General features: G+C 67.9%; 18 protein-coding genes. 6 read left to right on the plus strand and 12 right to left on the minus strand.

The genetic code is table 11. The annotated features are described in order from the left end of the window. Window positions 1-61: 61 nt before the first annotated feature. The gene (locus TL10_RS25045) at window positions 62-1,201 is read left to right on the plus strand and encodes an NDMA-dependent alcohol dehydrogenase (protein WP_043987806.1); all 1,140 of its coding nucleotides are present in this window, start codon (window positions 62-64) and stop codon (window positions 1,199-1,201) included. A 67-nt stretch (window positions 1,202-1,268) separates the two neighbouring features. Here TL10_RS25045 and TL10_RS25050 read toward each other — a convergent pair whose 3' ends face one another. From TL10_RS25050 to TL10_RS25060, 3 genes are read right to left on the minus strand one after another with little or no spacing between them, the layout of a single operon-like run. Then, window positions 1,269-2,729 carry an aldehyde dehydrogenase gene (locus TL10_RS25050; RefSeq protein ID WP_043987807.1) on the minus strand — a complete coding sequence of 487 codons (1,461 nt, stop codon included), beginning with the start codon at window positions 2,727-2,729 and terminating at the stop codon, window positions 1,269-1,271. Beyond that, a complete protein-coding gene (locus tag TL10_RS25055; protein ID WP_043987808.1) occupies window positions 2,726-4,504 on the minus strand; it encodes a flavin-containing monooxygenase in 1,779 nt (592 codons plus the stop codon). Before TL10_RS25055 ends, TL10_RS25050 begins: the two co-directional genes overlap by 4 nt. A gap of 39 nt (window positions 4,505-4,543) precedes the next feature. After that, window positions 4,544-5,122, minus strand: a complete 579-nt coding sequence (locus tag TL10_RS25060; protein ID WP_043987809.1) for a sigma-70 family RNA polymerase sigma factor — start codon at window positions 5,120-5,122, stop codon at window positions 4,544-4,546. Window positions 5,123-5,326: 204 nt separating this feature from the next. Here TL10_RS25060 and TL10_RS25065 point away from each other — a divergent pair, with 204 nt between their 5' ends. Further along, window positions 5,327-6,241: an MBL fold metallo-hydrolase gene (locus TL10_RS25065; RefSeq protein ID WP_043987821.1), complete on the plus strand. Its 915-nt coding sequence runs from the start codon at window positions 5,327-5,329 to the stop codon at window positions 6,239-6,241. A 123-nt stretch (window positions 6,242-6,364) separates the two neighbouring features. Here TL10_RS25065 and TL10_RS25070 read toward each other — a convergent pair whose 3' ends face one another. The 8 genes from TL10_RS25070 to TL10_RS25105 all read right to left on the minus strand — a co-directional run bounded on the left by TL10_RS25070 (window position 6,365) and on the right by TL10_RS25105 (window position 14,977). Next, the gene (locus tag TL10_RS25070) at window positions 6,365-7,108 is read right to left on the minus strand and encodes an SDR family oxidoreductase (RefSeq protein ID WP_043987810.1); all 744 of its coding nucleotides are present in this window, start codon (window positions 7,106-7,108) and stop codon (window positions 6,365-6,367) included. 99 nt (window positions 7,109-7,207) lie between these two features. Beyond that, window positions 7,208-7,867, minus strand: a complete 660-nt coding sequence (locus TL10_RS25075; RefSeq protein ID WP_082068079.1) for a nitroreductase — start codon at window positions 7,865-7,867, stop codon at window positions 7,208-7,210. After that, window positions 7,864-8,262 carry a cupin domain-containing protein gene (locus TL10_RS25080; protein ID WP_043395225.1) on the minus strand — a complete coding sequence of 133 codons (399 nt, stop codon included), beginning with the start codon at window positions 8,260-8,262 and terminating at the stop codon, window positions 7,864-7,866. Before TL10_RS25080 ends, TL10_RS25075 begins: the two co-directional genes overlap by 4 nt. 52 nt (window positions 8,263-8,314) lie before the next feature. After that, window positions 8,315-9,241 (minus strand): MBL fold metallo-hydrolase, encoded by a 927-nt coding sequence (locus TL10_RS25085; RefSeq protein WP_043395224.1) that lies wholly within the window; start codon window positions 9,239-9,241, stop codon window positions 8,315-8,317. Window positions 9,242-9,290: 49 nt separating this feature from the next. Next, window positions 9,291-10,181, minus strand: coding sequence for a hypothetical protein (locus tag TL10_RS25090; protein ID WP_043987811.1), 891 nt, complete (start codon window positions 10,179-10,181; stop codon window positions 9,291-9,293). Window positions 10,182-10,279: 98 nt separating this feature from the next. Further along, a complete protein-coding gene (locus tag TL10_RS25095) occupies window positions 10,280-13,069 on the minus strand; it encodes a helix-turn-helix transcriptional regulator (RefSeq protein WP_043987812.1) in 2,790 nt (929 codons plus the stop codon). 103 nt (window positions 13,070-13,172) lie between these two features. Next, complete coding sequence (locus tag TL10_RS25100; RefSeq protein WP_043395218.1) at window positions 13,173-14,129, minus strand: electron transfer flavoprotein subunit alpha/FixB family protein; 957 nt, start codon at window positions 14,127-14,129, stop codon at window positions 13,173-13,175. A 47-nt stretch (window positions 14,130-14,176) separates the two neighbouring features. Next, a complete protein-coding gene (locus TL10_RS25105) occupies window positions 14,177-14,977 on the minus strand; it encodes an electron transfer flavoprotein subunit beta/FixA family protein (protein ID WP_043395216.1) in 801 nt (266 codons plus the stop codon). 263 nt (window positions 14,978-15,240) lie between these two features. On the opposite strand from TL10_RS25105, the gene TL10_RS25110 reads away from it, so the two are divergent. From TL10_RS25110 to TL10_RS25125, 4 genes are read left to right on the plus strand one after another with little or no spacing between them, the layout of a single operon-like run. Beyond that, entirely contained in the window at window positions 15,241-16,044 is an 804-nt protein-coding gene (locus TL10_RS25110) for a class I SAM-dependent methyltransferase (RefSeq protein ID WP_043395215.1), read from the plus strand. 29 nt (window positions 16,045-16,073) lie between these two features. Continuing rightward, entirely contained in the window at window positions 16,074-17,606 is a 1,533-nt protein-coding gene (locus tag TL10_RS25115) for a 1,4-alpha-glucan branching protein domain-containing protein (protein WP_192830303.1), read from the plus strand. 28 nt (window positions 17,607-17,634) lie between these two features. Beyond that, the gene (locus TL10_RS25120) at window positions 17,635-18,864 is read left to right on the plus strand and encodes a glycosyltransferase family 4 protein (protein WP_043987813.1); all 1,230 of its coding nucleotides are present in this window, start codon (window positions 17,635-17,637) and stop codon (window positions 18,862-18,864) included. Window positions 18,865-18,921: 57 nt separating this feature from the next. Beyond that, window positions 18,922-20,418 (plus strand): multicopper oxidase family protein, encoded by a 1,497-nt coding sequence (locus tag TL10_RS25125; protein ID WP_043987814.1) that lies wholly within the window; start codon window positions 18,922-18,924, stop codon window positions 20,416-20,418. Here the strand turns inward: TL10_RS25125 and TL10_RS25130 are convergent, their stop codons facing one another. Beyond that, on the minus strand, window positions 20,419-21,156 hold the full coding sequence (locus tag TL10_RS25130) for an acyltransferase (RefSeq protein ID WP_043395209.1): 738 nt from the start codon (window positions 21,154-21,156) through the stop codon (window positions 20,419-20,421).

The raw sequence follows: 21,156 nt of genomic DNA on the forward strand, positions 1-21,156 counted from the left end.
AACGCGTTGATGACCGGTGGCGAAACATCACGGTCCGTTACATTCGGCGCATGATGCCGCGATGAGGAGCCGCGCCGCGATTGTCCGTGAGGTCGGCGGGGACTGGTCGGTGGAGGAATTCGAGCTCGACCCGCCGCGCGCCGGTGAGGTTCTGCTGCAGATGGCGGCCGCGGGGCTGTGCCACTCCGACGATCACATCCGATCGGGCCAGCTGGCCGCGCCCAAAGGTGCTGCGGTACCGGGCATGCCGCCCACGATCGGTGGTCACGAAGGTTCGGCGGTGGTGCTCGAGGTGGGTCCGGGCGTCACCCGGTTCTCCCCCGGCGACCACGTGGTGACGTCGTTTCTGGCGGTGTGCGGGAAATGTCGTTGGTGCACAAGCGGTATGGAGTATCTGTGCGACGTCGGCGCCGGCACCCTCATCCCGGGCATGCCGACCGACGGCACCTTCCGCCACCACAGCCTCTCCGGTGAGGAGTTGCGGCACACCTCGAAGATCGGCGCGTTCGCCGAACACACTGTGGTGGCGGCAGATTCGCTGGTGAAGATCGACCCGTCGTTGCCCCTGGTGCCCAGCGCGCTGCTGTCCTGCGCGGTGCCCACCGGCTACGGGTCGACGGTGCGCCGCGCCGGGGTGCGCGCCGGCGACACGGTAGTGGTGATCGGCGCCGGAGGCATCGGTACCGCCGCTGTCCAGGGCGCGCACCTCGGTGGCGCATCGCAGGTTGTCGCGGTCGATCCGGTGGCGTTCAAGCGGGATTCCGCCCTGTCATTCGGCGCGACCCACACCGCGGCAACGGTCACCGAAGCCTTTGACCTCGTTCGGGAGCTGACCCGCGGCGTGATGGCCGACGCCGTCGTCGTATCACCGTCGATGATCGGTGACGGCGACGTCTCCGACGCCTTGTCCCTGACCCGGAAGGGCGGCACCTGCGTGCTGACCGGGATGGCGGCACCGTCGGCCGGGGCCGTGCAGCTCGACCTGCAGGACCTGATCCTGATGAACAAGAACCTGTGCGGCACGCTTTTCGGCTCGTGCAACCCGACCACCGAAGTGCCGGCGCTGGCACAGCTGTATCAAGAGGGCCGGCTCAAGCTCGACGAGATGATCACCCGGCGCTACCGGCTCGACGACATCAACTCCGCGTTTGATGATCTGCTGGGCGGCCGGGTGATTCGGGCTGTCGTGGATTTCACCTGACCCCTCCCCATGTTGACCCTGTAACCAGGGCGGTACTTACTCGCAGAAATGTGCCGTACGTACAGGGTCAACGGATCCCGGCGATGCCCCGGGCGACCAGCTTCGTCTCCAGGTACTCCTCGAAACCGGCCAGGCCCATCTCCCGGCCGATGCCGGACTGCTTGTAGCCACCGAACGGTGCATCCGGCGAGTACCAGACGCCACCGTTGACGTTGATGGTTCCGGTGCGCAACCGCGAGGCCACCCAGTCGACCCGGTCCTGATCGGTGCCGGCGACCGCACCGGACAGGCCATACGGCGAGTCGTTGGCGATGCGCACGGCGTCGGCGTCACCGTCGTGGGCGATCACGGTGAGCACCGGGCCGAAGATCTCTTCGCGGGCCACCCGGGCGTCGTTCGTGAGGCCGGCGATGACGGTCGGCTCGATGTAGAAGCCGCGGGTCCGGTCCGCGGGGCGGCCACCGCCGCAGGCGAATCGGCCGCCCTCCTCGAGTGCCAACCGCAGGTAGCCCTCGACCCGGTCGCGCTGGCGCGCCGAGATCAGTGGGCCGCACACCGTGGCCGGGTCGGTCGGATCCCCGAAACCGATGCCGGACATGGCCGTTGCCGCCGCGGCGACGGCCTCGTCGTACCGCGCCCGCGGCACCAGCAGTCGGGTGGTGAAGGCGCAGCCCTGACCGGCATGCATCGCGACACTGGCGGCCGCGGCGGCACACGCCGCGGGCAGGTCGGCGTCGTCGAGCACGAGGTAGGCCGACTTGCCGCCGAGTTCCAGGAACACCTTCTTGACGGTGTGCGACGCGGCCACCATGACGGCCCGGCCGGTGGCCGTCGACCCGGTGAACGACACCAGATCCACACGTGGATCCTCGGTGAGTTGGGCGCCGATCCGGTGCTCGCTGGAGGTGATGACGTTCACGACGCCCGCGGGAAAGTCCGTGCGCTCGTTGATGATCCGACCCACTTCAGCCGCGCACCACGGAGTGTCCGGGGCTGCCTTGAGCACGACGGTGTTGCCGGCGGCCAGCGCCGGGCCGAGTTTGGCGAAGTTGATCTGGTGCGGGAAATTCCAGGGCGTCACCGCGCCGACGACACCGCAGGCCTCGCGGACCACGGTGCGCCGGGTCGGTTTACCGAACGGCGCGGCCTCCCCGAGATCGGTTGTCCATTGGTAGTTTTCGGCGAGGTCGGCCACATAGCCCAGACCGTCGACTGGTGCCTGTAGGTGACCGCCGTAGGTCAGCGAAACCGGGGCGCCAACCTCGGCCACGGTGATGGTCCGCAGGTGCTCGATCTCGTCGGTGAGCGCGTCGTGCAACTGCCGCAGGCAATGCACCCGCAGCGCGGTGTCCCGGGACCAGTCGGTGTCGTCGAATGCGGTGCGGGCCGCGGCGATCGCGCGGTCCAGGTCCTCAGTGTCGGCGTCGGCGGCGTGCCCCAATGTCTCCTCGGTGGCCGGGTTGATCGTCGCGAACTCGCCACCGCGGCCCGCCACGAGCCGCCCGTCGATCAGCAGGGCGGTGCTCACGTGATCGTCAGTCCCTCAAGGGTTTCCGCATCCCGCCAAGCCGCGAGGATGTCGGCGTACTCGGTGGGGCTGCCGAAGAAGAAGCTGTCCTGGTTCAGCCGATCGCTTGGCTGCCCTTCGCGGTTGTAGTAGCCGGGTGTGCAGGCTTCGCGGCGGCCGGCGATCACCACCGATCGTGCCACCACATTCCGGACCCATGCCTCCTCGGCCGCTTCGCTCGCTTCCAGTTCCGCGATGTCGTTCTTGAGCGCCCACGCGATCACCCACGCGGTGTGCCTGGACTGGGTGTCGATCAGATACGGGAAGTTCACCGTGAATCCGGACTGCGCGATGCTGGCGATGAAACAGTTGGGAAATCCGTTGACGTGCAAGCCATGCAGGGTGCGGACCCCATCGGACCACTTGTCGGTCAACGTCTTTCCGTCGCGGCCGATCACCTCGAAGCCGGTGCGCCGGGTGTAGTCGGTGCCGACCTCGAAGCCGGTGGCGAAAATCAGGCAGTCCACAGGGAACTCGGTGCCGTCCACCACGACCCCGGCAGCGCTGATCTGCTCGACACCGCGGCCCCGGGTATCGACGAGGGTGACGTTGTCCCGGTTGAACGCCTGCAGGTACTCGTCATGGAAGCAGGGCCGCTTGCAGTAGTAGCCGTACCAGGGCTTGAGCCCCTCGGCGGTGGCCGGGTCGGTCACCAGCGCGTCGATGCGCGCGCGGATCTGCTCCATCTTCGCGAAATCGGCCAGCTCCGCCGTCGAGGCCCGCGGGTCGGTGCCTTCCTTCGCGATCGGCATGGCTTTGGCCAGGCTCGTCCAGGCATCAGCCACCAGGTCCTCATCGGCCTGCCCACCGGCGGTGAGGATCTGGAAATTCTCGATGCGACGCTGCTGCCAACCGGGTTCGAGCGCTGCCGCCCAGGCCGGATCGGTGGGCGCGTTCGCCCGCACGTCGACCGTCGACGGCGTGCGCTGGAACACGAACAACTCTCCGACCGCCGGCGCCAGACGCGGCACGCACTGGATCGACGTCGCGCCGGTCCCGATGATCCCGACCCGCTTGTCGGCCAGGTTCTCCAGGCCTGCGCCGGTGTACTCGTAGTCCCAGCGGCTGGTGTGGAACGCGTGGCCGGTGAACTCGGTGATGCCCTCGATACCGGGCAGCTTCGGCTTCTGCAGATAGCCGTTGGCCATCGAGACGAACCGGGCCCGGATGGCGTCGCCGTGGTTGGTGGCGATCACCCAGCGCGAATCGGCCGGGTCCCAACGGATTTCCTGCACCTCGGTCTGCAGGCAGGCGTTGCGGTAAAGGTCGTAGTGCTCGGCGATGGCCTGGCAGTGCGCGAAGATCTCGGCACCCTTGGCGTACTTCTCGGCCGGCACGTAGCCCAGCTCTTCGAGCAACGGCATGTACACATACGACTCGACGTCACAGGCGATCCCGGGATACCGGTTCCAGTACCAGGTGCCGCCCACGTCGGACGCCTTGTCGATGAGCCGGATATCGGCCACGCCCAATTCCCGCAGCCGGGCGCCGGTGAGCAGCCCGCCGAAACCGGCTCCGATGATCGCGACGTCGACCTCATCGGTCAGCGGCCTACGGGTGAAACCCGGCTCGGCCCAAGGGTCTTCGCCGAAGGCGGCGAACCGGCCGGCGATCTCCACGTACTGGCCGATACCGTCGGTCCGCAGCCGCCGCGCGCGTTCGTGGGCGTACCGCTGACGCAGCGCGTCGGGGTCGAACGTCGTGCCGTCGTCGGTGTCCGAGGTCCCATGCGTCATCGATGCATATTGGAACACGTTTCAGTTTCTGGCAAGGGTTCATGCGGTGCGCTCTTCTGTGTCCACGAACTCCTGGCGGTCGCGGTGCGCCAACGCGATACGCAGCTGCTGCCGCCCACGCGACACCCGCGACATCACCGTGCCCACCGGCACGCCCATGAGCACGGCAGTCTCGGCGTAGGTGTGGCCCTGGACCCCGACGTAGAACACGGCCGTCCGGGCACCGTCGGGCAGCTCGGCAAGCGCGGCCACGACGTCAGCGTCGGACATGACATCCAGCACCTCCACCTCCGCGGACCGGCGGGCGGCCCATGGTTCATGGCCACCCGCGGTGACCACCTCGAGTGACACTTCCGCGGGTCGACTCTGCCGGTACCGATGCCTGCTGACCCACCGGTTGTGCAGAATCCGGAAGAGCCACGCGTTGAGATTGGTGCCCTGCCGGAACGATCCGAAGCCCTCGTAGGCGTGTAACAGGGTGTCCTGCAACAGATCTTCAGCGTCAGCCTCGCTGTGCGTCAGCCGGCGGGCAGCGCGGCCGAGCGCGTCGAACAGCGGCACCGCCTCGACGACGAACCGGGCGGCGAGTTCGGGGGCCGGCACCGGCGCTGCCGTCACGATCGAATCCCCTTTGCAACCGGTGCCGGTGATATCGCACCGCCGAATTCAGACTCGTCGCACGGCGGCCGCAGGGGACCTTTGAAAGTCCGTAGTCGACAACCCAAATCAGTGGTGTGCGGCGGCATGGATGACTTCGCGGGACGGCTCGCGTTCAACTCCGCGCAGGGTCAACTCCCTGCCGAACCAGCCAAAGGAGACAACGTGAGCTTGGACAACATTTCCCACCTCGGGCAGACAGCACTCGATGAGTTGGTTCCGTCGCGCTACGCGGTGCAGGTCGGCGACATCGAAGTACTGGTCATCAGTGACGGCGTCCTGCCCATCACCGCATCGACGTTGGCCACCAAGACCCCGCCGGCCGAACTCGCCGGCTGGCTGGGCGACAACTTCCTGCCGCCCGAGATCGTCGACTGGCCGCTGAACGTCGTCGTGGTGCGCAGCGGCGATCGGACCATCCTGGTCGACGCAGGATTGGGACTCGAATTCCCGGACTTCCCACGTGCCGGCCAGACCATCCAGCGACTGGAAGCCGCTGGTGTCGACCTCGATTCAGTGACCGACGTCGTACTGACCCACATGCACATGGACCACGTCGGTGGGCTGATCACCGAGGGATTGAAGGACCGACTGCGTCCCGATCTGCGAGTTCACGCGTCGACCGCCGAGGCCGAGTTCTGGGAGGCCCCCGATTTCTCGCGCACGGTCATGCCGCAGCCCATTCCGGATGTGCTGAAGCGGGTCGCCACGCAGTTCCTGAACGAATACCGTGGCCAACTAAGGACATTCGAGACGGACTTCGAGGTTGCACCGGGCGTGCTCATCTCCCGCACCGGCGGTCACACTCCCGGCCACAGCGTGGTCCGGCTGGAGTCTCGTGGCGAGAAGCTGACGTTCGCGGGCGACGCCGTGTTCGCTCCCGGCTTCGATAATCCCGAGTGGCAGAACGGTTTCGAGCACGACCCCGAAGAGGCGGCCCGCGTCCGTGTCCGCCTGCTGCGGGAGGTCGCGGCGACCGGCGAGGCTTTGGTTGCGACGCACCTGCCGTTCCCGTCCGTGTGCCATGTGGCGGCCGTCGGCGACACCTTCCGGTGCGTGCCCGCAACCTGGGATTACTGACCGCTGAACGAGAACGGCCCCCGGACCTGTGGTCCGGGGGCCGTTTTCAGCATGATCACGCAGTCTCGAACCCGATGCCCGCGGTCTCACCGGTGACCAGCGCGGTCAGCCCGGTCAGCTCCGTCACCGTGTGGCCAGCCAGTCCACCAACCGGAGGTCCGAGATGATGGCGTCGCCGCTGGTGACCAGGCCGGTGTCGCCAACCTTGGTGCCGAAATAGACGGCCGCGGGGTCGACCACGATCGGCAGGCTTTCGCCGCGGTGGGCCAGCGCCAGTTTGGCCAGGCCTGCGAACGTCAGCTTGTCCGGCCCGCCGATGTTCACGATGCCGTCGACCGGCGCGGCCTGCGCGACCCGAGCCACTTCGGCGGCCACTTCGGCGCCGGCGATCGGCTGGATGAGGCCGTCTGGCACCCGCACCTCGCCGTCCACCGTCAGGGACGCGGTGATCGCCTCGGCGAACTCATGGAACTGGGTGGCCCGCACGATGGTGTACGGCAGCCCCGACCCCGTGATGATGCGCTCCTGGGCCACCTTGGCGCGCATGTAGCCGCTGTCGGGTAGGCCGTCACACCCCACGATGGACAGCGCGACGTAGTGGCCGACGCCGGACGCCTTCGCCGCAGCCACCAGGTTCGTCGCCGACTTGGTGAAGAACTCCAGCACCGGACCGTCGGCGAAGTCGGGCGAGTTGACGACGTCGACCAGCACGTCGGAGCCTGCGAGCGCCTCCGTCAGGCCCGCGCCGGTCAGGACATCGGCGCCCGTGTCCCGCGAAGCCGCCACGGTCTCGTGACCCGCTTCTTTGAGCAGCGCGACGACCTTCGAACCGATCTGGCCGCTGGCGCCCATCACAGTGATCTTCATCAGACACACCCTTTCGAGTTGTTTCGGTTGTGCAGCTTCAAACCTGGCAGTTGCCGAGGGCGGGCGGACCCCGGAAAGTCCGTAGTCTGCGCCCGGTGATCAGTCGAGGAAGGCCACGTTCTCGCGGATCGGATTTCGAGGCGTATCAAGGTGGTTGGCCGGGAAAGCCGGATCGGCGTAGCCGATCGCGATCCCGCACAGGATCGAGAGCTCCTCGGGGATGCCGAGCTGCTCACGCAGCACCTCCGGGTAAAAACTGATCGACACCTGAACACAACTCCCCAGACCCCGCTCGGTCAATGCCAGCATCAACGTCTGCAGGAACATTCCGACGCCCATCGCGTCCACGACGCCGAAGTCGCGGTGCATGCACACCACTCCCGCGACGGGGGCACGAAAGAACTCCCAGTTGCGCCGCTGCGCCACCCAGCGGCCCGCCGCATCGCCGCGCTCGATGCCCATCGCGCCATAGACCAGAGCGCCGCTCTCCCGACGCAGGTGCGCGAACCGGGGCGGCAGACCCGCCGAACCCACCTCAGGCGGCGCCGTATCGACGGCGGTGAGCAGCGCGTCGACCAGCCGGGCGCGCCGCGCGCCGGTGACGAGGTACACGTGCCACGGCTGGGTGTTGGAGTTCGACGGCGCCCGGATCGCCAGCGCCAGGGCCTCGTCGAGCAGCTCACGCGGAACCGGCTTGTCCGGCAAGAACATCCGAGCCGAGCGACGCGCCCGGACGATGTCGCCGAACCCGGTCGTCATCGGACTCGCCGGTCCTTGCGGGCTTCGAGTTCGTCCTCCTCGACGACCACGAGCATCGGCACGCCGGGCGTGCAGATCATCGTCACGAGAAACCGCAGCGGCACATCAGAGCGATTGTTGGCGTCCGAGTAGTGGATGACGTCGCCGCCGGGCTCCCAGAACGCCTCCCCGGCCTTGATGACTCGCGGCGGTTCACCCTCCAACTCGAAGAGCATCTCGCCCTCCAAGACATAACCGAACGACGGTCCACCGGGGTGCCGGTGCGGCGGTGCACCCGCGCTGCCCGCCGGCCACTCGATGATCGACGTCATCACGTGGGCATCGGCCGGAATGAACGGCGGCGTGACGGTCTGGATCGTCGTGATGGCCTTCATCAGGTCGGCACTATCGAACATTGTTGCTCCTCAGTTGAATTCAGGTCTGGCCAGTTGGAACGTGATCGCGCGCTCAGGACTCCCACACCGCCGGTACGCACCGGAAGACATTGCCTGCCGCTGCCACGTGGCAGACCGACGGGAATGGCAGGTGGGTCGCCACCAGCGCCTCACGGGTCGACGACAGCTCCTGCAGAAGACGGACCCGCACGCGCGCCGCCTCCTCGGGGTCGTGTTCGAAACCGTTGAACCAGTCCGGGTGATCGAACCCTGCTTGCAGCACGGCATCGCCGGCGAATGTCAGCCTCTCGCCGCCGGATGCCAACCGGACGACGCTATGCCCGGGGGTATGTCCGCCGGTGCGATGGGCGAGTACCCCCGGCGCCACCTCGTACTCCGTTTCGAACGGCCGTAACACGCCGCGGTAGTCGTCCAAAAACCTTGTAGCGGAAGAGCGCATCGCGTCTTGCATGCTGGCGTTCACCGCGGTGCGGGAGAAATCGGGTGACTCCCAGAACTCCGCCTCGGCGGCAGCGGCGTGAATCCGCACGTCCGGGCGTAGCCGGTCCCTCACCCCATCGACGAGCAGGCCACCGACGTGGTCGAAATGCATGTGGGTCAGCACCACGTCGGTCACGGAAGCGAGGTCGATGCCGGCTGCCTCCAGTCGCGCGCCCCAATGCCCGGCCCGTGGCGTGAAGTCCTGGTAGTCGACGCCCACTCCGGCGTCGATGAGGATGGTCTGGGCTCCGTGCCGGACGACCACCTGATTCAAGGGCAACGCGAGTTCGTCCGCCGGCAGGAACATGTCGTCCAACCAGGCCGCCCGGACCTCCGGGGCGGCGTTGGTAGCCAACTGCGGAGCCGCCATCGGTAGCACGCCGTCGCTGATCACCACGACGTCGATATCGCCGACGGTCAGCGCGTAGTGCGACGGCACCGGTTGCTCCGGTCCTGGTCCACCGACCGGCGAGGTCGTTTCCACCGTTTGAAGTGTCATGTCGTATCCCCTGTCACTGGTCACGGCCCTACAGCCCTGTTTCGTGTATTCAGCATCGCCGCGCCGACGGCTGACCGACCCCTTGGAATCCCGTAGTCGGCATGGGCTGCAGCCAGCCGGCGATGTTGGCGACGTAATCCTTGAAGACCTCCAGCCGCGACGGATCGTCCGCGATCTGCCTCCCGGGAGGTTCGGATACGAACGACGGTGCCCCGGCAGCGACGTCCCAGTTGTAGTCGGCAAAGTGGTGGAAGGTGGACTCGGCAACCGCGCGCCCCATCGGTCGGCCGTCCTGCGCCTGTTCGCCATCGATGACGACGGCAAGATTGAACTGTCGGCCAGTAGTGGTGCTGCGGCCCTTGGCAATTGCGCGGGCAAACGGACCGTTCGCCGCCACCAATCCCTCATGCGGGTGCGCTGGGAACCATTCGATGCGCCCACTTGCGGTCCGGTTCGTACGCAGCAGGTCGTGCACCGGCCCGTCGACCAGCACCGGCTGATAGTCGCCGTTGGCGCCGGAATGGTAGTTGGGCCACGAGATGCTCGGAGTGTCCACGTCATCGCACAACCCGCGGGGATCGATGGTCGGATCATGGAATTCGTTGACCACTCCAAGTGATCCGAGGTTGTTCAGGCAGCATCCCAGGTCTTGATGATCGCGCGCGGTGAGTACGCCTCCACCATCCTCTCGAAACCGCCGGATGCCCTCGGCGTCCGCCGTCGTCAGACCGTCGCCGACGTCGACCGCCATCAGCCACAGCTGATCGAAACCGAGCTCGTCCAGACGACTCAGCACCGGGTCGTCGGCGGGGCACAACCGGTTGCGTGCAATCACATGATGACCGGCCGCTCTCAGTTCGTCCGCCAGTAGAGAAAACCGGCTGACGTCCCAATCGTCGGCGCACTCGGTGATCGTCGTTTGCAACAGGATGCGGGACACAAAACTCACTTCACTTCAGGGTTTTCGCGGAATGCGATCAGCGTGGCCGATCCCGGACCGCCGCGAGCCCTTGGAAGTTCGTGGTCCCGTGGTGCAGTTCAGTGCGCGGCGATAATCGTGCGCAGCTGACGCCGCGACGTAATGCCGAGTTTCACGAAGACCTTCCGCAGATGCCATTCGACGGTGTGCGTGCTGATGAACAGCTGCGCACCGATCTCCTGGTTGGTCAGACCGCCGGCGGCCAGTTCGGCGATCTGGGTTTCTTGCGTCGTCAGCTCGTCACCGGAACTGACCGGCTCCTTGCGGACCTTCTTCCCGGCTGCGATCAACTCGCGGCGGGTCCGCTCCGAGAATGCCTCGGCTCCCATGCGATTGAACATCTCGAACGCCGCCCCGAGGTGCTCACGCGCTGCCACGCGACGGTTCATCCGGCGCAGCCATTCCCCGTAACATAAATGCGCCCGGGCCAGCAGGAAGACGACGCCGGTGCGCCCGAGCCGTTCGATGGCCTCGGTGTACAGGGCGTCGGCGTCCTCGTCGTCGGCCACCAGGGCACGCGAGTGTGCGAGAGCGCCCAATCCCCAGTCGGTGCCGCTGGAGCCCGCACGCGCGGCAAGCCTCTGCACCGCCCACTCGGCAGTTCCCTTGTCCCCGATGCGCGTTGCAGCTTCGACGAGCTCGACCAGACACCAGCTATAGAAGCCCAGGTCTTCGTAATCGCAACAGTTCCTGGCCGCGGCAAAGGCTTCGGCGTAGCGCCCGAGTCCGTTGTAGAGAACAGCCGAAAGAAACCCGGTGACGCCGACTCCCCGTCCTTCGCCGCGGGCAGCCGCATCGGCCGCCGCGGACTCGATGAGGCCGACTGCGTCACCCGCGACCCCACGAAACGCCGCCAACGACAACGAGTGGTACCGCAGCGGGGCATAGTCGGTCGCCGCCGAGATGACGGCGGCCTCAGCGATAAGTGCTGCCGCCGTGTCGAATTCGCCTGCCAGCAGATGCACACCGGCCCCGAAGGCGAGTGCGGGCGGAAGCGCGGCCAGGGCGCCGGCGTCACGCGCCTGACGAATCACGGCGGTGGCCAGCAGCCGGTGGATGCCGTCATCCCAAATCTCGCCGACGGCCGATTCCTGAACAATGGCCAGTCCCAACGGCATCCACCGCAGGAGCTGACCGTCGGCATCCTGCGCGTGCCGGCACATGAGGTCCAGCGCGGCGCGCATCTGTTCGGTACCACCGCCGGTGACGATGCGGCTCGCCACCCCGCTCAGCAGCAAGTCCACCGGCCGATGCAGCTCGGTCGCACCGCCGAGTGCAGCGCCCGCGGCCTCGGCCACCTGTACCAGCATGCCCGGCCCACCGAGCCGGCCCGCATACATCGCCGCGGCGAGCGCCTCGAGATATGTCTCGTGGGCAAGGTCAGCATCGAGCGTCTCGAGATCTCTTGCCGCGGCAAGCAACTTCTGCACGGAGTCGCTCAGCGGCGGCACGCCGGGCCCGCCGCCGCGGCTGCGGGCGAACTGCATCTCGGCCCGCAACCGATCCACTTGCGCCCGTTGCAGATTCGTCAGTGGCCCGAGTTCGGCGATCGCCAGGAGTTCATACGCCGCAGCCGGTGCCGCCGCGTCACGCTTGGCCTGCGCCGCCGCGAGCGCCCGTGCCGCGCGCAGGACCGGGTCCGCGGTGAGCACCGTCGCACGTTCCAGGAAGGCCGCCGCCGCGGCGACGCCGCCTTTACTCTTGGCCCGGCCGGCGGATCGCTCCAGATCCGCGGCCACCGCGTCGTCGGGCCCCGCCGCCGCGTGGGCGAAATGCCAGGCGCGACGGTCGGGGTCCTGCCGGGGATCTGTGGCCTCGGCCAGAGCCCGATGTACCGACCGGCGCGCGTTCACGTCGGCCGCACGATAGACAGCCGAACGCATCAACGGATGGCGGAAACGCACGCGCGCACCGAACTCGATGAGTCCGGCCGCCTCTGCCGGCGCCAGCGCACCGACGGACAGTCCCAAAGTCGTTGCGGCCCTCTGGAACAGCGCCGCGTCCCCAACCGAGTCGGCGGCGGCGAGGAACAACAGTTGCTGGGCAGCCGGTGGCAGCGCCTCTACGCGACGCCGGTAGCCGTCCTCGACCTGCCTCGTCACGCTGCGCCCGGTGCCCATGCTCCAGAAGCCACCGGCGAGCTCGGCGGCGGAAACACTTCGGGGAACCTCGAGGAGCGCCAGCGGGATCCCTCGTGTCTCAGCGACGACGCGGTCGCGCACCCGTTCGTCGACCCGCCCCAACAGCACCGAGTCGAGCAGGTCGCGAGCGTCGGCATCCGACAGCCCCGTCACCGCCAGCTCCGGCAGCGTCCCCAGCGCCTCCGCTCCGGCGTCACGGGCCGCGAACAGCAGCGCAACGGGCTCAGCGAGCAAGCGCCGCGCAACGAAGGCGAGAGTCTGCACCGACACCTGGTCGAGCCACTGCGCGTCATCGACGAGGCACAGCAGGGGCTGGTCGGCAGTCGCCGCGGCCAGCAGGCTGAGCACCGCGAGCCCCACCAGAAACCGATCGGGCGCCGCCCCCACGCCCCGACCGAAGGCGACATCCAATGCTTCGCGCTGCGGCGTGGGCAGCTCGTCGAGGTGATGCAGCAGCGGTGCACACAGCTGATGCAGGCCCGCGTAGGCCAGCTCCATATCGGACTCGACGCCCGTCACCTGGATGCGGCGAAATCCGTCGGCCGTCTCGGCCGCATGCCGCAGCAGCGCGGTCTTTCCGACCCCCGCCTCGCCGCGCAGCACCAGCACCTGGCTGCCACCGGCCTGCGCGGTCGACAACAGACCGCGCAGCGTCGCGATCTCTCTATCGCGGCCGCGCAAGGCCGGCCCGCGACCCTGGCTCAACATTGGCATCACCGTATCTAGTTGCTGTCAGCAGTCTTACCAGACACAAAAGTGCCCCAAAACCGGAGTTCTGGGGCACTTTCGCGTCTGCTGGTGCAGAGAAGAACTAGCCCTTGCGAGCCTTGATGGCGTCGGTCAGCTGCGGGCTGACGTTGAACAGGTCGCCCACGATGCCGAGGTCGGCGATCTCGAAGATCGGGGCCTCTTCGTCCTTGTTGACCGCGATGATGGTCTTGGACGTCTGCATACCGGCGCGGTGCTGGATGGCGCCCGAGATACCCAGGGCGATGTACAGCTGCGGGGCAACGGTCTTACCGGTCTGGCCGACCTGGAACTGACCGCCGTAGTAGCCCGAGTCGACCGCGGCACGCGAGGCACCGACGGCACCGCCGAGCGAGTCGGCCAGGGCCTCGACGACCGCGAAGTTGTCGGCGCTGCCGACACCACGGCCACCGGCGACCACGACGCTGGCCTCGGTGAGCTCCGGACGGTCACCGGCGACAGCCGGCTCGCGCGAGGTGATCTTGGTGGCGTTCTCGGCCTGGGCCGGAACCTCGACGTTGACGACCTCGCCGGCACCAGCGGCCGGGGCGGCCTCGATGGCACCCGGACGGACTGCGATGACCGGGAGCACGTCGTTGGCCTGCGCCTCGACGGTGTAAGCGCCACCGAAGATGCTGTGCACACCGATGCCGCCGGCCTTGACGTCGATGACGTCGACCAGCAGGCCGGCACCCAGGCGAGCGGCCAGACGACCGGCGACCTCTTTGCCCTCGGTGCTGGCGACGGTCAGAACCGCGGCCGGGCCGGCGGACTCGACGAGCGCCTCCAGCACATCGACGGTCGGGGTGACCAGGAAGTTCGCCGCGTCAGCCGACTCGGCGACGTAGATCTTGGCCGCGCCGGCGGCCTTGAGGGCGTCGGTCAGCGGGGCGGCGGTGCCCGGGGCACCCACCACCACGGCAGCCGGCTCACCGAGCGCGCGAGCGGCGGTGATCAGTTCGGTGCTCACCTTCTTGAGGGCACCATCGGCGTGCTCGACGAGCACAAGTACTTCAGCCATGCGTATTTGCCTCTGTGTCTTTCGTGGAAGTTTCGGTGGGGTGGGGGCTAGATCAGCTTCTGAGCAACGAGGTACTCAGCGATCTTGTTGCCGCCCTCGCCCTCGTCAGCGATCTTCTCGCCCGCGGCCTTGGCCGGCTTCGGCGTCGACGACAGCACCTTGCTGCTGGCGTTGGCGACACCGACCTCGTCGGCCTCGACACCGATCTCAGCCAGGGTCAGCACGGTGACCGGCTTCTTCTTGGCGGCCATGATGCCCTTGAACGACGGGAAGCGGGCTTCGCCGATGCGCTCGTTGACACTGACGACGGCGGGCAGTGCGGCCTCCAGGCCGAAGACACCGTCGTCGGTCTCGCGCTCACCGGTGACCTTGCCGCCCTCGACGGAGATGCTGCGCAGGGAGGTCAGCTGCGGCAGGCCCAGCAGCTCGGCGATGACTGCGGGGACCGCGCCACCGACACCATCGGTGGACTCGTTGCCACCGATGACCAGCTCGGCGCCCTCGATGGTGCCCAGGGCGCGGGCCAGGGTCCAACCGGTCTGCACGATGTCCGAGCCCTTGAGCTGGTCATCCTTCACGTGCACCGCGTTGTCGGCACCCATGGACAGAGCCTTGCGGATGGCCTCGGTGGCCCGCTCCGGTCCGACCGTCAGCACGGTGACGGTGCCGGCGCCGCCGGCGGCCTCTTCCTTCTCCTTGATCTGCAGCGCTGCCTCGACGGCGCGCTCGTTGATCTCGTCGAGCACCGCGTCCGCGGACTCGCGGTCGAGGGTGAAGTCGCCGTCGTTGAGCTTGCGCTCCGACTCATAGTCAGGGACCTGTTTGATCAGGACCACGATGTTCGTCATGGGTGTGGTTCGTCCTCCTCGATGAGGCCGGCGTCGGCCTGGCATTCACGATTCACGCAACGACCAACATGTTACTACTCGGTAACTTATGTGGCATGGCGCAGGAACACCATAGCTGGTCGAGCGCCGCCCGAGGATGCCGCCTTTTGTTTTCTTGACCACACTTGAACCGGTTCGGCAACATGGCAGAACCAGCAGGTGGGACGGCCCAACCAATTGGGCCTGGTAGTTCAGCGACCACTCTGCACTAGCCTGCCTATCTAATGAGCACTTTTCCCGAAACCCAGCCGGACAGCCACGCGGCACCGTCAGTGCCAGTCATGCCACTGACCGGTGAGCGCACCGTTCCGGACCTGGCCGAGGAGAACTACTGGTTCCGCCGCCACGAGGTGGTCTACCGGCGACTGGTCGACCGCTGCCGCGACCGCGACGTCCTCGAAGCCGGTGCCGGCGAGGGCTATGGCGCAGATCTCATCGCCGACGTCGCGCGCCGCGTGATCGGACTGGACTACGACGAGTCCTCGGTGGCGCACATCCGCGCCCGCTACCCGCGGGTCGAGATGCTGCACGGCAACCTCGCCGCGCTGCCCCTGCCCGACGCCTCCGTCGACGTGGTGGTCAACTTCCAGGTCATCGAACACCTGTGGGACCAGGGCCAATTCGTCGCCGAGTGCCTGCGCGTGCTGCGTCCGGGTGGCGTCCTGCTGATGTCGACGCCGAACCGCATCACCTTCACCCCCGGCAGCGACGTCCCGCTGAACCCGTTCCACACCCGCGAACTCAACGCCGCCGAGATGACCGAGCTGCTGACCGAACAGGGCTTCGTCATGGAGGCCATGCTGGGCGTCTATCACGGCGCCGGGCTGCGTGCGCTCGACGCCCGGTACGGCGGCTCCATCATCCAGGCGCAGATCGACCGCGCGGTGGCCGACGCACCGTGGCCGGCGGACCTGCTGGCCGACGTGGCCGCGGTGACGATCGACGACTTCGATCTGCTGGATGCCGCTGCCGCCGACGTCGATATCGACGACAGCCTCGACCTGGTGGCAATCGCGGTGCGGCCGTGAGTGATTCGTCCAGCGCACCCGTACCGGGGATGTTCACCCTGGTGCTGCACACGCACCTGCCGTGGCTGGCGCACCACGGCCGCTGGCCGGTCGGCGAGGAGTGGCTGTACCAGTCGTGGGCGACGGCGTACCTGCCCCTGACCCGCGTGCTACGCGAGCTGGCGGAGGAAGGTCGCGGCCACCTCCTGACCCTGGGCATGACGCCCGTCGTCACCGCACAACTCGATGACCCGTACTGCCTGGCCGGCATGCAGCAGTGGCTGTCCAACTGGCAGCTGCGGGCGCTGGAGGCGACCACAGTTCGTGACGGCGGCGGCGCCCCTGAGACCTTCAACTCACCGGAAGCGTTGCGCGCCTTCGGTATTCACGAGCACGAGCAGGCCGGTGCAGCACTCGCCGAATTCGCCGACCACTGGCAGCACGGCGGCAGCCCGGTGCTGCGGCAGCTCATCGGCGCGGGCACCATCGAATTGCTCGGCGGCCCGCTGTCGCATCCGTTCCAGCCGCTGCTCAACCCCCGGCTGCGGGAGTTCGCGCTGCGTGAGGGCCTGGCCGACGCCGGCGCCCGGTTCGCGCACACCCCCGGCGGCATCTGGGCGCCCGAATGTGCGTACGCCCCCGGCATGGAGACCGGCTATGCGGCTGCCGGCGTCACCCACTTCATGGTCGACGGCCCGTCGCTGCACGGCGATACGGCGCTCGGCCGCCCGGTCGGTGAGTCGGACGTCGTCGCCTTCGGGCGCGACCTGCAGGTCAGTTACCGCGTGTGGTCCCCCAAGTCCGGCTACCCGGGGCACCCGGCCTACCGGGACTTCCACACCTACGACCATCTCACCGGACTCAAGCCCGCCAGGGTCACCGGCCGCACCGTCGCGTCGGAGTCGAAGGCGCCCTACGAGCCGGAACGGGCCGTCGCGGCCATCGACGCGCACGTCGCGGATTTCGTGAACACCGTTCGGCGGCGGCTGATCTCGGAGTCCGAGCGCATCGGACGCCCGGCCCACGTGGTCGCCGCGTTCGACACCGAGCTGTTCGGGCACTGGTGGCACGAGGGACCGGAATGGCTGGCGCGGGTATTGCGCGCGCTGCCCGAGGCCGGGGTCCAGGTCGGCACCCTCTCGGACGCGATCAACAACGGCTTCGTCGGCTCCCCGGTCGAGCTGCCGCCGAGCTCCTGGGGTTCGGGCAAGGACTGGCAGGTCTGGTCGGGTGAGCAGGTCGCCGACTTCGTCACGCTCAACGCCGAGGTCGTGGATACCGCGCTGACCACAGTGGACAAGGCCCTGGCCCAGGATTCGGCCTACCCGGCACGGGACCGCGTGGCCGACCAGATCCTGCGCGAGGCGCTGCTGACTGTCTCGAGCGACTGGCCCTTCATGGTCAGCAAAGACACCGCGGCGGAATATGCTCGCTATCGCGCGCATCTGCACGCACACGCCACCCGGGAGATCGCCGGTGCCCTCGCGTCTGGACGGCGCGATCAGGCCCAGACGCTCGCGGAGGGTTGGAACCGCGCCGACGGACTGTTCGGCGCCCTGGACGCGCGGAGGTTGCCGCGATGAGCGCTTGCGCGAAGAGCAGAGGGCACCGATGAAAATCCTCATGGTCTCGTGGGAGTACCCACCCGTGGTGATCGGTGGCCTCGGACGCCACGTCCACCATCTGGCCGTCGAGCTGGCCGCCCGCGGCCACGAGGTCGTGGTGCTGTGTCGCCGGCCCGCCGGTACCGACCCCAGCACGCACCCCACCACCAACGAGGTGCACGAGGGTGTGTGGGTGATCTCCGCGGCGCTCGATCCGAACGAGTTCACCTTCGGCACCGACATGATGGCCTGGACGCTGGCCATGGGGCACGCCATGGTTCGTGCCGGCCTGAGCCTGCGCGACTGGACGCCCGATGTGGTGCATGCCCACGACTGGCTGGTCGCGCACCCCGCCGTCACCCTGGCCGAGTTCTTCGACGTGCCATTGGTCTCCACCATCCACGCCACCGAGGCCGGCCGGCATTCCGGCTGGCTCTCCGGACCGGTGAGCCGGCAGGTGCACTCGCTGGAGTCGTGGCTGGTGCACGAGTCGGACTCGCTGATCACCTGCTCGGTGTCCATGGGCGAGGAGATCACCGAGCTGTTCGGGCCCGAGCTGCCCGACGTGAGCGTCATCTGCAATGGCATCGACACGGCCGGCTGGCCGTTCGCGATGCGGCGCAAGCACGACGGCCCGGCCGAGCTCCTGTTCGTCGGCCGGCTCGAGTACGAGAAGGGCGTGCACGACGTCATCGCCGCGCTGCCCCGCATCCGGCGGACCCACCCCGGCACCACGCTGACCATCGCGGGCGACGGCACCCAGTACGACTGGCTGGTCGAGGAAGCCCGCAAAGCCAAGGTCACCAAGGCCGTGAATTTCGTTGGCCGCGTGGACCATTCAGGCCTGCTGGAGCTGCTGCACCGGGCCGACGCCGCGGTCCTGCCGAGCCACTACGAACCGTTCGGCATCGTGGCACTGGAGGCCGCCGCAGCCGGCACGCCACTGGTGACGTCCAACGTCGGCGGGCTCGGCGAGGCCGTGATCAACGGCAAGACCGGTGTCTCCTGCCCGCCGCGGAACGTCGGCGCACTGGCTGCCGCGGTCCGCAAGGTGCTCGACGATCCGCCGGCCGCGCAGCAGCGCGCCCTGGCCGCCCGGGACCGGTTGAACCACGACTTCTCGTGGCAGCACGTCGCCGCCGAGACGTCGGACGTGTACCTGGCCGCCAAGCGCGGCGAACGCCTGCCACATGCCCGTCGTCCCATCGTGGAGCGCCCGCTGCCCGACCGCGGCTGAGAGTTTCTCCGCGAGCTTCGCTTGACGGATATACCCCCCGGGGGTACAAACGGCAGTGTGTTCACTCGCCGTAGTTTCCTGATCGCGTCTGCCGTCACGGGCGCGTCCACCCTCGCCGGGGTCGCCGCGTGCGGCAAGACGCCGTCCCCCGCCGCGGCAAGTGGCATCGACCAGAAGGCCGTCGCCGCCGCCGAGGCGGCCCGTCCGCACACCGGCCGCACCGTCTCCGTGGCACTGCGCCCGCAGCCGGCCACCGTCGACCTCGGCGGCGTCACCGTGCAGACCCTCGCGTACGGCGACCAGGTGCCCGGCCCGCTGATCCGCGCGTCGGTGGGCGACGACTTGGCAGTCCGCGTGTCCAACGGCCTCGACCATGACACGTCGTTGCACTGGCACGGCATCGCGCTGCGCAACGACATGGACGGCGCGTCGCCCGCGACACCGAACATCAAGCCGGGCAACGACTTCACCTACAACTTCTCCGTCCCGCACGCCGGCACCTACTGGGCGCATCCGCACACCGGGCTCGACGCGGACTACGGGCTGTACCTACCGGTGATCGTCGACGACCCGGCCGACCACGGCCGGTACGACGCGGAATGGATTGTGGTCCTTGATGACTGGACCTCAGGCGCCGGCAAGTCACCGCAGCAGATCTACGACGGCCTGCGCGCCATGGGCAACATGGGCGGGCACGACATGAGCAGCATGGGCGACATGTCCATGGCGACGAGCGCGCTGCTCGGCGGCGACGCCGGTGACGTCAAGTACCCCTACTTCCTCGCCAACGGCCGCATTCCCACCGCACCAACAGTTTTCAATGCCAAGCCGGGACAACGAATTCGGCTGCGCATCATCAACGCCGGCGCCGACACCGCGTTCCGGGTAGCCCTGGCCGGGCATCGCATGACCGTCACGCACACCGACGGATTCCCGGTCGACCCGGTGGACGTGGACGCGCTGCTGCTGGGCATGGGCGAGCGCTACGACGTCATCGTCACCGCGGGCGACGGGGTCTTCCCGTTGGTGGCAGCGGCCGAGGGCAAAGACGACGCCGCCCGCGCCATCCTGTCGACCGGCGCGGGCACCGCGCCGGAGCCCGCATTCCGGCCCAAGGAGCTGACCCAAAAGGTCGGCACCGTCGCCGATTTCACCGCCACCTCAGCCGTCGACCTTGGACCGCTCACGCCGGACGTCACGCTGACCGCGGAACTCACCGGCTCGATGATGAAGTACGACTGGGGTATCAACGGGCGGTCGTTCGACAACCGGCAGGCACTGACCGTCCGTCAGGGCCGGCGCGCCACCATGACCTTCACCAACTCGACGACCATGTGGCATCCCATGCACCTGCACGGGCACACCTTCCAGGTGCTGCAGGCCAATGAAGGTGCAGTCCGGCGCGGCCCACGCAAGGACACGCTGATCGTGCTACCCAAGCAGAAGGTGACCGTCGCGCTCATCGCGGACAACCCCGGCGAATGGATGCTGCACTGCCACAACGCCTATCACCAGGAGGCTGGCATGATGACGACGCTCAACTACACGAGCTGACTACCGAGAGCTCTTCTTGCGTTCGATGTCGGCCAATGCCCGGGCGAGTTCCTCGCGCTCGGCGGCCGAGGTCTCCCAGTCCAGCTTGCGGTTCCTGACCACCTTGGCCGGTGCACCGACGGCAATGGAGAAGTCCGGAATCTCGCCCTTGACCACCGCGTGGGCACCCAGCACGCAGCCGCGGCCGATGCTGGTGTTGCGCAGGATCGTCACCTTGGCGGCAACCCAGGTGTCCGGACCGATCCGCACCGGGCCCTTGACGATGCCCTGGTCCTTGATCGGCAGCTCCATGCTGTCCATCTTGTGGTCGAAGTCGCAGACGTAGCACCAGTCGGCCATCAGCGCCGAATCGCCGAGCTCGATGTCCAGGTAGGTGTTGATGACGTTGTCGCGGCCCAGCACCACCTTGTCGCCGAATCGCAGCGACCCCTCGTGACAGCGAATGGTGTTCTTGTCACCGATGTGGACCCAGCGGCCGATCTCCATCTGCGCCAGCTCGGGCGTGCACTGAATCTCCACGCCTTTGCCGAGGAACACCATGCCGCGCGTGATGATGTGCGGGTTGGCCAGCTTGAACTTGAGCAGACGCCAGTACCGCACGAGGTACCACGGGGTGTAGGCCTTGTTGTCGAGCACCCATTTCAGCGACTCGCGGGTGAGGAAGCGCGCCTGTCGCGGATCGCGCAACCGCGAACCCCGCCATCGTTTGTGAATCGGTGCGCCCCACATCGTCGTCAT

This window comes from Mycolicibacterium llatzerense (genome assembly GCF_000878195.1).
In the GTDB taxonomy this organism is placed as follows: domain Bacteria; phylum Actinomycetota; class Actinomycetes; order Mycobacteriales; family Mycobacteriaceae; genus Mycobacterium; species Mycobacterium llatzerense.